This window comes from Gordonia sp. PvP123, assembly GCF_040547295.1.
In the GTDB taxonomy this organism is placed as follows: domain Bacteria; phylum Actinomycetota; class Actinomycetes; order Mycobacteriales; family Mycobacteriaceae; genus Gordonia; species Gordonia terrae.
Genome location: NZ_JBEPPN010000011.1, coordinates 127925 through 140460, shown reverse-complemented (window position 1 = coordinate 140460; position 12536 = coordinate 127925). Strand labels below are relative to the sequence as shown.

Genomic DNA, 12536 nt, shown 5'->3' with positions numbered 1-12536 from the left:
GCGGCCTGACAACCACCGCGGCCTGACACCACCGCGGCCTGACAACCACCGCGGCCCAGCCACCACACCCAGCCCGACGAGAGAGAGCCACGTGTTCGAGAAAGTCCTGGTCGCCAACCGTGGCGAGATCACTGTGCGCGCCTTCCGCGCGGCCTTCGAACTCGGCGCCCGCACAGTTGCGGTCTTCCCCTATGAAGACCGGAACTCCGTGCATCGCGCCAAAGCCGACGAGTCCTACCAAATCGGGAACCCGGGACATCCGGTCCGCGCGTATCTGTCCGTCGACGAGGTGATCGCGGCCGCGGAACGCTGTGGCGCCGACGCGATCTACCCCGGATACGGATTCTTGTCGGAGAACGAGGGCCTGGCCCGGGCGTGCGCCGATGCGGGGATCACCTTCGTCGGTCCGTCGGCCGAGGTGCTGGAGCTGACAGGGAACAAGGCGACCGCCGTCGCGGCGGCGAAAGCGGCCGGGCTGCCGGTACTGGCGTCGTCGGAGCCCTCGGCCGACGTGGACGAGTTGGTGCGGGCTGCCGGCGACATGACTTTCCCGGTGTTCGTCAAAGCCGTGGCCGGTGGCGGGGGTCGCGGTATGCGTCGGGTGGGGGAGATCGCCGACCTGGCCGAGGCGATCAAAGCAGCCTCCCGCGAGGCCGAGGCCGCTTTCGGTGATGCGACGGTGTTCCTGGAGCAGGCTGTTGTCAACCCGCGCCACATCGAGGTGCAGATCCTTGCCGACACCCAGGGCAACGTGGTCCATCTGTTCGAGCGGGACTGCTCGGTGCAGCGGCGCCATCAGAAGGTGATCGAACTTGCCCCGGCGCCGAACCTGTCGCCGGAGTTGCGCGAACAGATCTGTTCCGACGCCGTCGCATTCGCTCGTCACATCGGATACACCTGCGCCGGGACCGTGGAGTTCCTGCTCGATGAACAGGGCAGGCACGTGTTCATCGAGATGAATCCGCGCATCCAGGTCGAACACACGGTGACCGAGGAGATCACCGACGTGGATCTGGTGGCCGCGCAATTGCGTATCGCCTCGGGCGAAACGTTGGACGACCTGGGTCTGAGTCAGGACGGGCTACAGATCCGCGGTGCGGCGATGCAGTGCCGCATCACCACCGAGGATCCGGCCGACGACTTCCGGCCTGCCGTCGGGCGTATCACCGCCTACCGCAGTCCCGGGGGTGCCGGGGTGCGCCTGGATGGTGGCGCGGTACTCGGTGGGGAGGTCAGCGGTCACTTCGACTCCATGCTCGTCAAACTGACCTGTCGTGGGAGTGATTTCGCGACCGCGGTGCGCCGTGCCCGGCGCGCGGTAGCCGAGTTCCGCATCCGCGGTGTGGCCACGAACATCCCGTTCCTGCAGGCGGTGCTCGACGATGTCGACTTCCGGGAGGGCCGGGTCACGACCTCGTTCATCGAGGACAGGCCCTGGCTCCTGACATCGAGGTCGTCGGCGGATCGCGGCACCAAGATCCTGACGTACCTGGCCGATGTCACCGTCAACAAGCCCCACGGCGAGCGCCCGACCACGGTCTACCCGCGCGACAAGCTACCCATCCTGGACCGGGCGACACTGGCATCGCCGCCGGACGGGTCCCGGCAGCGACTGCTCGCGTTGGGACCACAGGGTTTCGCCGACGACCTGCGCGATTCGAAAGCACTGGGTGTCACCGACACAACCTTCCGCGACGCCCATCAGTCACTGTTGGCAACCCGGGTGCGCACCAACGGCCTGATGATGGTCGCCCCGTACGTGGCAGCCATGACCCCGCAGTTGCTGTCGCTGGAATGCTGGGGTGGTGCCACCTACGACGTCGCGTTGCGCTTCCTCAAGGAAGACCCGTGGGACCGGCTGGCACAGCTGCGCGAGGCGGTGCCCAACATCTGCCTGCAGATGCTGCTGCGTGGCGCGAACACAGTCGGCTACACCCCGTATCCGACGAAGGTGACGACCGCGTTCGTCGCCGAGGCGACCGAAACCGGCATCGACATCTTCCGGATCTTTGACGCGCTCAACAACATCGAGGCGATGCGACCGGCGATCGACGCGGTCCGCGAGACCGGCACGGCGGTGGCGGAAGTGGCCATGTCGTACACCGGTGACCTGGCGAATCCGGACGAGGACCTCTACACCCTCGACTACTATCTCCGCCTGGCCGAACAGATCGTCGGCGCCGGTGCGCACGTGCTGACCATCAAGGACATGGCCGGGCTGCTGCGTGCCCCTGCTGCGACAACGCTGGTGTCGGCGTTGCGTCGCGAATTCGACCTACCGGTGCACGTGCACACCCACGACACCCCCGGTGGGCAGTTGGCGACCTATCTCGCAGCGTGGCAGGCCGGAGCGTCAGCGGTCGACGGCGCCAGCGCCGCGCTGGCCGGCACCACCAGCCAGCCCGCGCTGTCCGCTATCGTCGCCGCGGCCGCGCATTCCGACCGCGACACCGGCCTCGACCTCCAGGCGGTCTGCGATCTCGAACCATACTGGGAAGCGCTGCGAAAAGTGTACGCGCCCTTCGAATCCGGGCTTCCGTCGCCGACCGGACGTGTGTACACCCATGAGATCCCGGGCGGGCAACTGTCGAACCTGCGGCAACAAGCCATCGCGCTCGGGCTCGGGAACCGGTTCGAGGCGGTCGAGGAAGCATATGCCGACGCCGACCGCATGTTGGGCAGGCTGATCAAGGTCACCCCGTCGTCGAAGGTCGTGGGCGATCTCGCGCTGGCACTGGTGGGCAAGGGGATCACCGCCGAAGAGTTCGCCGCCGATCCGCGGTCCCACGACATCCCGGACTCGGTGATCGGCTTCCTGCGCGGCGAGCTCGGCGACCCGGCCGGCGGGTGGCCGGAACCGTTGCGAACGGTCGCGCTCGAAGGACGCGCCGACGCGGCGTCGACCGAGGGCCTGTCGGCCAAGGACTCGGTGGCACTCGACACGCCAGGACCGAAACGGCAGCACACCCTCAGCCGGCTCCTGTTCCCCGGCCCCACAAAGGAGTTCGACGACCATCAAGAAACCTACGGCGACACCTCACGACTGTCGGCGAACCAGTTCTTCTACGGCCTGCGGTACGGCGAGGAGCACCGCGTCGAGCTCGAACCGGGTGTGGAGTTGCTCATCGGACTCGAGGCGATCAGTGAACCCGACGACAAGGGCATGCGCACCGTCATGTGCATCCTCAACGGACAGCTGCGGCCGGTGCAGGTGCGCGATCGATCGGTCGACGCCGAGGTGGCCGTCGCCGAGAAGGTGGACCGGTCCAATCCCCGTCACGTCGGCGCACCGTTCGCCGGGGTCGTCTCGCTGAGTGTCGGTGTCGGCGACGAGGTCGCCGCCGGCGCGGCCATCGGCACCATCGAGGCCATGAAGATGGAGGCCACCATCACCGCACCCGTCGGCGGCAGGGTCGCGAGGCTGGCGATCGACGCGATCACGCAGGTCGCGTCTGGCGATCTGCTCGTCGAGATCGGTTGACGCACAACAACGCAGTGGTATCGCAGACCGCGGCCGTCGCACTCACGGGAGAGTGCGACGGCCGGGGTCATTTGTGGCGCCGGTTGACTGCCTAGCCGGACAGCGGGATCGTCTCGCGCAGTCGTGTTGCCGCGGCCACCATGTTGGTGAGCGAGTCCACCACCTCCGGGGTCCCGCGGGTCTTGAGACCGCAGTCCGGGTTGACCCACAGGCGCCCGGCGCCGACGCTCGACAATGCCGAGGACAGGGCCGAGAAGATCTCGTCCTGGTCGGGCACGCGCGGTGAGTGGATGTCGTACACACCCGGGCCCACCGCGTTACGGAAGCCGGCCTCGTCGAGGTCGTCGAGCACCTCCATGTGCGACCGCGCCGCCTCGATCGAGGTGACGTCGGCGTCGAGGTCGGCGATCGCTCCGATGACCTCGCCGAATTCCGAATAGCAGAGGTGCGTGTGGATCTGCGTATCGTCGCGGACCCCGGAGGTCGCGATGCGGAACGCCCGAACGGCCCACGCCAGGTACGCGGGCTTGTCCGCGTCACGCAACGGCAGCAACTCGCGCAGAGCGGGTTCGTCGACCTGGATGATCCCGACCCCTGCCCTCTCGAGGTCGACGGTCTCGTCACGGATGGCGAGCGCGATCTGCTCGGCAGACGCCGACAGTGGCTGGTCGTTGCGAACGAAAGACCAGGCAAGAATCGTCACCGGGCCGGTCAGCATGCCCTTGACCGGCTTGCTGGTCAGCGTCTGTGCGTAGGTGATCCAGTCGACTGTCATCTGCTTCGGTCGGCTCACATCGCCGAACAGGATCGGTGGCCGCACGCACCGCGAGCCGTAGGACTGCACCCAACCGTTCGCCGTCGCGAAGTAGCCCTCGAATTGTTCGGCGAAGTACTGCACCATGTCGTTGCGCTCGGGTTCCCCGTGGACGAGAACGTCGAGGCCGATCGACTCCTGCAGGGCCACGACATCCGCGATCTCCGTCTTCATCCGGTTCTCATACTCGGCGCGATCGATCTCGCCCGAGCGGAGCGCGGCCCGCGCCAGTCGGATGGCCGAGGTCTGTGGGTAGGAACCGATCGTGGTGGTCGGGAGCGGGGGCAGTCCCAGATGTTCCTTCTGTGCGGCGAGCCGTTGCTCGGCCGGGCCGCGCGTCGCGTCGGCATCGGTGACGGCGTCCAGGCGTGCGCGGACGTCGGCGTTGTGTAGGCGAGTATCAGTGGCACGGCTGGCCAGTGCCGTCGAGCTCTCGGCGAAGGCGGCGGCCCGAGCGGCGCGCCCCTCGCTCAACGCCGACGACAACACCGCCACCTCGCGGAACTTCTCGGCAGCGAACGCGAGCCAACCGCGAAGGTTGGTGTCGAGCTCGTCCTCCGCGTCCACGGTGTAGGGGACATGCAGGGTCGAGCACGACGTCGACACGGCGACCGAGCGGGCGGAACCGAGCACGGTGGCCAGCGTCGCCGCGGCCTGGTCCAGGTCGGTGCGCCACACGTTGCGGCCGTCCACCACGCCGGCGATCAGCAGCTTGTCGGCCAGGCCCGGGGTGCCGGCCACCGTCTCGACCGAGCCGTCGACGAGGTCGACCGCGATGGCCTCGATCGGCGTCCGGGCCAAGTGTGCCAACCGATCACCGGCGTCACCGAAGTACGTCGCCACCGCGATGGCCGGACGGCGCTCGTGGGAGCCCAGGGCGTTGTACACCGATTCGGTCCGCGGACCCAGGTCCGCGGCGGCATCGGTCACCAGGACGGGTTCGTCCAGCTGAACCCACTCGACGCCGGCGTCAGCCAACCGCGTCAGGAGGTCTCGGTACAGGGGCACCAACTCGTCGAGGCGATCGAGCGGCGCACCCGCCCCGTCGACCGCCTTCGACAGCGCCAGGAACGTCACCGGGCCGACGATCACCGGGCGGGCCGGGAGACCCAGCTCCCCGGCTTCGGCGACCTCGGCCAGTACCTTCGCCGGATTCAACCGGAACGTGGTCGACGGGCCGATCTCGGGGACCAGGTAGTGGTAATTGGTGTCGAACCATTTGGTCATCTCGAGTGGGGTCACCTCGGCGGTTCCGCGGGCCGCCGCGAAGTAGCGATCGAGCGGATCGTCGATCTCGGCGAACCTCGGCGGCAGTGCGTCGAGGAGGACCGTGGTGTCGAGCACCTGGTCGTAGTACGAGAACGTGTTGACCGGGACGGAGTCGTGGCCGGCCTCGGTGAGCTCGGCCCACTGCTCGCTGCGTAGGCGCTGCGCGACGGTGGCGAGCTCGGTCCGGTCGATGCGGCCGGACCAATAGCTTTCGACGGCCCTCTTCAGTTCGCGCCGGGGGCCGATGCGTGCGGTGCCGAGGACGGTGGTGGTGAACGGTGCCGCGGAGCTGCGGCGGACGGTGTCGGACATGGACGTCGACTTCTCCTACTGACGGTGGATGGTTCACCGCCCAGCAGGGGAGATCGATCGGACCCACGTCACGCCCGGCAGAGGGCGCGCGACGATCGCCGGTTCGACCTGCGCCCAATCCTCGAGGCGGCGAGCCACCGGACGCGGCGCGTCCGGTACACCTGGCAGGTCTTCGGGCTCACCGTCGCTCTCGATCGAGATCCCTCTGATCGAAGTTCCTACTGACCGTCGCTTCCCAAGCCGGAGCTCAGTGCTGATGACGGTGGTCGTTACGGCATACCGCTGCGGGGACAGCTCCGGATTCGAACCGGATTCCCTCTCGTCCGCCGGCGGGATGCCGGCGACTCGACGCCGCGGACGGAGAGCTGACACGACCTCCGACGCGGCGAACCACATGCGTCTTCGACCCTAGCCCAGCAAAGTCGACCCGCTGAACACCGGTAGTTCGACGTCGGGCGGTCAGCCGTCGATCTGATCGCGCCGACACGACATCATCGCGCGGATCGCATCGTCGGAAGGAGGAGCCCCCGGCTGAAACCGAACGGTGCCCTTCTCCACGTCGAAACCGTCGAGGAACGGTCGCCCGGCGTCGACCGCCTCCGGGCTGAACGGGTACAGACCGATGTGCTTCTTGGTGCGCATCACCGAGAGGAGCGGGCTCCCGCGATATGTCAGGGCCGGCATGCCGTAGCCCTTGCCCTGAGCGGTGTCGGGGACCGCGGTGCGGGCGACGGCGTAGATGCGTCCGACCACCTCGCGGTCGGCGGGGTCGAGTCCGTCGAGATAGTCGTCGACAGTGCCCATCCGGTGCGGCCTCTCTCCGTGGCGCTGAGCACGCATTTGGCCTGGCCTGCTCGTTCGCGTAACATGGATCGTCGGTGCGCATCGCGTGCCGGGCATCAGCGTGTCAGCACGTGGGCCCGGTCGGCGCACACCGGGTGCAGGTCCTCGCGGACCGGTGCCCACACCCTAACGGACAAACACTGATTCAACCCGGCCGATGCGCCGCGGCATCACCCGGATGTCGTGGTCACGGCCAGGATCGCGGAGGACATGGCGAAGAAAGACGGGGCCATCGAGGTCGAGGGTCGAGTGATCGAACCCCTGCCCAATGCGATGTTTCGTATTGAGCTGGAGAACGGACACAAGGTTCTCGCCCACATCAGCGGCAAGATGCGACAGCACTACATCCGCATCCTGCCCGAGGATCGGGTCGTCGTGGAACTCTCGCCCTACGACCTGGCTCGTGGGCGAATCGTGTACCGCTACAAGTGAGACTTTCCCGGCGATGCCGGGGACAGACTTCCCGGACATCCGTTCGGGAGGAGACCGACACCCACGTGCACGGCCGCTTTCGGCGTGCGCGCGGGCGAGCCGAGCAGGAGAGATTGACGTGAAGGTTCAGCCGAGCGTCAAGCCGATCTGCGAGAAGTGCAAGGTGATCCGCCGCAACGGTCGGGTCATGGTGATCTGCGAGAACCTGCGTCACAAGCAGCGTCAGGGCTGATCACGCGCACCCTCCGGGTCGCTTGAGTCAGAACAACTGAAGATCGACAACTGAACACACAAGGACCTCCCAACACCAGCGGCGACAGACGCGTCACCGCCTACCTCCGGATCAGAGGCCGGAGCCCACGAGGCCGGACACACGGTTCGGCACCAGCTCGCGGGACGGACTGGGAGCAGACCTCTGAGAATCGAAAAGGAAATCCGCCACATGGCACGTGTTGCTGGTGTGGATCTCCCCCGCGAGAAGCGGCTGGAGATCGCACTGACCTACATCTATGGAGTTGGGCGTACCACCTCCAAGGAGATCCTCGAGGGAACGGGCCTGAGCCCCGACCTGCGAGCCAAGGATCTCACCGACGCAGACGTCTCGAAGCTGCGTGAGTACATCGAAGCCTCGGTGAAGGTCGAGGGTGACCTGCGTCGCGAGGTGCAGGCCGACATCCGTCGCAAGATCGAGATCGGCTGCTACCAGGGTCTGCGCCACCGTCGTGGCCTGCCTGTGCGCGGACAGCGCACCAAGACCAATGCCCGCACTCGCAAGGGCCCGAAGAAGACCATCGCCGGGAAGAAGAAGTAATGCCTCCGAAGTCACGTAGCGCAGGCCCCAAGAAGGGCACCCGCCGTCGCGATAAGAAGAACGTCCCGCACGGCCACGCGCACATCAAGTCGACGTTCAACAACACCATCGTGTCGATCAGCGACCCCAGCGGCAACATCATCAGCTGGGCATCGTCGGGCCACGTCGGTTTCAAGGGTTCGCGCAAGAGCACCCCGTTCGCGGCTCAGCTCGCGGCCGAGAATGCTGCGCGCAAGGCCCAGGAACACGGCGTCAAGAAGGTCGACGTCTTCGTCAAGGGACCGGGCTCGGGTCGCGAGACCGCCATCCGCTCCCTGCAGGCAGCCGGCCTCGAGGTCGGCACCATCTCCGATGTGACCCCGCAGCCGCACAACGGTTGCCGTCCGCCCAAGCGGCGCCGGGTCTAGCGGGAAAGGAAGAGATAAGACATGGCTCGTTATACCGGCCCCGCAACAAAGAAGTCCCGTCGTCTCCGCGTCGACCTCATCGGTGGAGACGCAGCGTTCGAGCGTCGCCCCTACCCGCCCGGCCAGCACGGCCGTTCGCGGATCAAGGAGAGCGAGTACCTGCTCCAGCTGCAGGAGAAGCAGAAGGCGCGCTTCACCTACGGCGTCATGGAGAAGCAGTTCCGCCGCTACTTCGAAGAGGCGAACCGTCGCACCGGCAAGACCGGTGACGAACTGCTGAAGCTGCTCGAGACCCGTCTCGACAACGTCGTGTACCGCTCGGGCATCGCCCGGACCCGTCGCCAGGCCCGCCAGCTGGTCAGCCACGGCCACTTCACCGTCAACGGTGTGAAGGTCGACGTGCCCAGCTACCGCGTCAGCCAGTACGACATCATCGACGTCCGCCCGAAGTCGCTGCAGACCGTCCCGTTCCAGATCGCCAAGGAGCTCGTCGGCGATCGTCCGGTCCCGGGTTGGCTCCAGGTCGTGCCGTCGACCCTGCGCATCCTCGTGCACAGCGTGCCCGAGCGTGCTCAGATCGACGTCCCGCTCACCGAGCAGCTCATCGTCGAGTTCTACTCGAAGTAAGACACACCGCCAGACAGCAGCAGCTGTTCGGTTCACCCTCGAGGCCGTCATATAGCGGTCGGCCAAAGGAGATATCCAAGAAATGCTCATCTCACAGCGACCCACCCTCACCGAGGAAGTCCTTGCCGAGGACCGTTCGAAGTTCGTCATCGAGCCGCTCGAGCCGGGCTTCGGTTACACCCTCGGCAACTCGCTGCGTCGTACCCTGCTCAGCTCGATCCCGGGTGCTGCCATCACCAGCATTCGTATCGACGGCGTGCTCCACGAGTTCACCACCGTGGCCGGGGTCAAGGAAGACGTCACCGACATCATCCTGAACCTCAAGGGCCTCGTGGTCAGCTCCGACGAGGACGAGCCGGTCACCATGTACGTGCGCAAGCAGGGTCCGGGCACCGTCACCGGCGCCGACATCGTGCCCCCGGCCGGTGTCACCGTGCACAACCCCGATCTGCACATCGCCACCCTGAACGACAAGGGCAAGCTCGAGATCGAGCTCGTCGTCGAGCGGGGCCGCGGCTATGTTCCGGCCGTGCAGAACAAGGCGTCGGGTGCCGAGATCGGCCGTATCCCGGTCGACTCGATCTACTCGCCGGTGCTCAAGGTGACCTACAAGGTCGAGGCAACCCGTGTCGAGCAGCGCACCGACTTCGATCGCCTGGTGCTCGATGTGGAGACCAAGAACTCGATCAGTGCGCGTGACGCGCTGGCATCGGCGGGCAAGACCCTGGTGGAGCTGTTCGGGCTGGCCCGGGAACTCAACGTCGAGGCCGAGGGCATCGAGATCGGGCCGTCGCCGGCCGAGGCCGACCACATCGCGTCGTTCAGCCTGCCGATCGAGGATCTCGAGCTGACCGTCCGGTCCTACAACTGCCTCAAGCGCGAGGGTGTGCACACCGTCGGCGAGCTGGTTGCCCGGACCGAGTCGGATCTGCTCGACATCCGCAACTTCGGTCAGAAGTCGATCGACGAGGTCAAGGTCAAGCTGCACGCGCTCGGTCTGTCGCTCAAGGACAGCCCGGCGAGCTTCGATCCGTCGCAGGTCGCAGGTTATGACCCGGCCACCGGCACGTGGTCGGAAGACGCGTCCTTCGACGCCGATTCCGGTGAGGATTTCGCGGAGACCGAGCAGCTGTAGTCGCTTTGACGCGGCGGTAGCTGTCACTGCCCAACCCTGACTTCCGCATCGAGTGATGCGGGGTCCTCCTAGGAGAAGACAATGCCCAAGCCCACCAAGGGTGCCCGCCTCGGCGGGTCGGCCAGCCACCAGAAGGCGATGCTGGCGAATCTCGCCACCTCGCTCTTCGAGCACGGCCGCATCACCACCACGGAAGCCAAGGCCAAGCGCCTGCGTCCGTACGCGGAGAAGATCATCACCCACGCCAAGGCCGGCAAGCTGGCCAACCGTCGTGAGGTGCTGAAGGACATCCGTGACAAGGACGTCGTGCACACACTGTTCGACGAGATCGGCCCGTTCTTCGCCGATCGTCCGGGTGGCTACACCCGCATCATCAAGACGCTGCCGCGCAAGGGTGACAACGCCCCCATGGCCGTGATCGAGCTGGTGCGCGAGACCACCGCGTCGAGCGAGGCCAGCCGCGCGACCCGCGTCGCCGCCTCCAAGAAGGCCGCCGAGGACAAGCTCGACGCCACCGAAGAGGTTGTCGCCGATACCGATTCGGCTGATGGCGCGGACAACGTGGTGGAGGCCGTCGAGGCCGACGCCACCGATGCCGAGGTCGCCAACGCCGAGGCCGTGGCCGAGGCCGTCGACGACGAGTCCACCGCGGCGACCGCTCCCGATGCCGAGGCAGCCGGAGCAGACGTCGACGGCGACAAGAAGTAGTCGACTGAGTCGAGAATCGCAGACCGAACCCGTCGGCCCGGATCCCGGTGCCGGCGGGTTCTGTCGTCTCCGCTTCGACATCTCCTACGACGGAACCGACTTCGCCGGATGGGCACGGCAGGTCGGTCAGCGCAGCGTCTGCGAGGAACTCGAGACCCGGTTGTCGACGGTGCTGCGGGTGCCGGTGCGCCTGACCGTGGCGGGCCGAACCGATGCCGGTGTCCATGCGACGGGGCAGGTCGCACACGCCGATGTCCCGCGGACGACGCTGGAGACCAGATCGATCGGCGGCGATCCGTCGACCCTCGTCGGACGTCTCGCGAAGATGTGTCCCGACGACGTGCGGGTGACGGCGGCACGGGTGGTGCCCGGCGAATTCGACGCGCGGTTCTCGGCCCTACGCCGTCACTACCGGTACCGCCTGACCGATGCCCGGTGGGGTGCCGAGCCGGTGGTTGCACGGACGACTGCCACGTGGCGTCGACCTCTCGACGTCGACGCGTTGAACGCTGCGTCGTCGGTGTTGCTGGGCCTCAACGATTTCGCGGCGTTCTGTCGTCGGCGCGAGGGTGCGACGACCATCCGGGATCTCCAGCGATTCGCCTGGACCAGGGATTCCGACGGTGTCCTGGTCGGCGAGGTGAGCGCGGATGCATTCTGCTGGTCGATGGTGCGTTCGCTGGTCGGTGCGGTGGCGAGTGTCGGCGACGGCAGGCGCGACATCGCCTGGTGCCGTGGGCTTCTCGGCGAGCGGGAACGCAGCAGCCAAGTGCCCGTGGCCGAGGCCCGCGGGCTGTGCCTGGTCGGTGTCGACTATCCCGCCGACGACGAACTCGCCGCGCGCAACACCGTGACCCGCGACGTACGCGGGCCCATCGGTTGTTGCGGCGGCTGACGCACGACGCCCCGGGAACCCGTCCTCCGGGAGATGACCGGCGACGATAGGTCGGCCGTGGCTCTCCGGTGGGCGGCTTGCCGGGGCGTGCTGGCGATGACGGGGGCTAGTTGCCGAGCTTGAGACCGTTCTTGTCCCGCACATTGCCGGTCAGCATCATGATGCCGTCGATCAGTGCCCACACGGCGACACCGAAGACGATGAAGATCCCGACGATGAAGATCGCGGTGATGTACCCGATGATGGTCAGACCGAGTTGGATGGCGCCGGTGGTGTTGTCGCCGATGTAGAAGCGGCCGACGCCCAGGCTGCCGAGGAAGATCTGCAACAGGCCCGCGACGAGCTTCGACTTGTCGGAGAGAGGTTCACCGGTGGCCGGGTCCCGGCCGTACGGCGCGGTGGGGTCGGGTGCGCCGCCGTAGCCGTACCCGGGTGCCGCCGGATACCCGCCTTGCGGTGCCCCGTACTGCTGGGGTGCCCCATACTGCTGACCCCCATACTGCTGGTTCCCGTACTGCTGGGGTGCGCCGTACTGCTGGTTCCCGTACTGCTGGGGTGCGCCGTACTGCTGGTCCCCGTACTGCTGTCCTCCATACTGCTGGTCGCCGTACTGGGGATTCTCGAAGCCGGGCTGCGACGTCGCCGCGCCGTGATCCGGACCCGCCGGCTGCTGGGTGGAGTCGGTGCCGTGGGACGGCGCCGGGTCGGCAGGCGGTGGCTGCTTCACGAACGGGTCGTTGGGCTTGTCGCCGGGATTCTCTGGTGTGGTCATCGGGTGGATCCTCCTCGTGACTCGGGTGGG

General features: G+C 67.0%; 12 protein-coding genes and 1 riboswitch. Of the genes, 9 read left to right on the top strand and 3 right to left on the bottom strand.

The window, feature by feature from the left end:
• The first annotated feature begins 91 nt into the window (after positions 1-91).
• Complete coding sequence (locus ABIC25_RS20890) at positions 92-3481, top strand: pyruvate carboxylase (RefSeq protein WP_354562968.1); 3390 nt, start codon at positions 92-94, stop codon at positions 3479-3481.
• 91 nt (positions 3482-3572) lie between these two features.
• On the opposite strand, the gene metE is transcribed toward ABIC25_RS20890, so the two are convergent.
• Positions 3573-5876, bottom strand: a complete 2304-nt coding sequence (gene metE / locus ABIC25_RS20885; RefSeq protein WP_354562967.1) for a 5-methyltetrahydropteroyltriglutamate--homocysteine S-methyltransferase — start codon at positions 5874-5876, stop codon at positions 3573-3575.
• Positions 5877-6022: 146 nt separating this feature from the next.
• Positions 6023-6240: riboswitch (cobalamin riboswitch) on the bottom strand.
• Between the two features lie 95 nt (positions 6241-6335).
• Positions 6336-6680, bottom strand: a complete 345-nt coding sequence (locus ABIC25_RS20880) for an iron chaperone (protein ID WP_354562965.1) — start codon at positions 6678-6680, stop codon at positions 6336-6338.
• Between the two features lie 249 nt (positions 6681-6929).
• Here ABIC25_RS20880 and infA point away from each other — a divergent pair, with 249 nt between their 5' ends.
• From infA to truA, 8 genes are all read left to right on the top strand, one after another.
• Complete coding sequence (infA, locus tag ABIC25_RS20875; RefSeq protein ID WP_004023539.1) at positions 6930-7151, top strand: translation initiation factor IF-1; 222 nt, start codon at positions 6930-6932, stop codon at positions 7149-7151.
• A gap of 118 nt (positions 7152-7269) precedes the next feature.
• Positions 7270-7383, top strand: a complete 114-nt coding sequence (gene rpmJ, locus ABIC25_RS20870) for a 50S ribosomal protein L36 (protein ID WP_005207978.1) — start codon at positions 7270-7272, stop codon at positions 7381-7383.
• 210 nt (positions 7384-7593) lie between these two features.
• Positions 7594-7962, top strand: coding sequence for a 30S ribosomal protein S13 (gene rpsM / locus ABIC25_RS20865; protein WP_004023537.1), 369 nt, complete (start codon positions 7594-7596; stop codon positions 7960-7962).
• Positions 7962-8369, top strand: a complete 408-nt coding sequence (gene rpsK / locus ABIC25_RS20860) for a 30S ribosomal protein S11 (protein ID WP_004023536.1) — start codon at positions 7962-7964, stop codon at positions 8367-8369. Before rpsM ends, rpsK begins: the two co-directional genes overlap by 1 nt.
• Before the next feature lie 21 nt (positions 8370-8390).
• Positions 8391-8996: a 30S ribosomal protein S4 gene (rpsD, locus tag ABIC25_RS20855; protein ID WP_004023535.1), complete on the top strand. Its 606-nt coding sequence runs from the start codon at positions 8391-8393 to the stop codon at positions 8994-8996.
• Between the two features lie 82 nt (positions 8997-9078).
• Entirely contained in the window at positions 9079-10131 is a 1053-nt protein-coding gene (locus tag ABIC25_RS20850; protein ID WP_004023534.1) for a DNA-directed RNA polymerase subunit alpha, read from the top strand.
• A gap of 81 nt (positions 10132-10212) precedes the next feature.
• On the top strand, positions 10213-10839 hold the full coding sequence (gene rplQ / locus ABIC25_RS20845) for a 50S ribosomal protein L17 (RefSeq protein WP_004023533.1): 627 nt from the start codon (positions 10213-10215) through the stop codon (positions 10837-10839).
• A complete protein-coding gene (gene truA / locus ABIC25_RS20840) occupies positions 10796-11734 on the top strand; it encodes a tRNA pseudouridine(38-40) synthase TruA (RefSeq protein ID WP_101820551.1) in 939 nt (312 codons plus the stop codon). The genes rplQ and truA overlap by 44 nt, the downstream gene beginning before the upstream one ends.
• A 106-nt stretch (positions 11735-11840) precedes the next feature.
• On the opposite strand, the gene ABIC25_RS20835 is transcribed toward truA, so the two are convergent.
• The gene (locus ABIC25_RS20835) at positions 11841-12506 is read right to left on the bottom strand and encodes a TM2 domain-containing protein (protein WP_354562964.1); all 666 of its coding nucleotides are present in this window, start codon (positions 12504-12506) and stop codon (positions 11841-11843) included.
• Between the last annotated feature and the right edge of the window lie 30 nt (positions 12507-12536).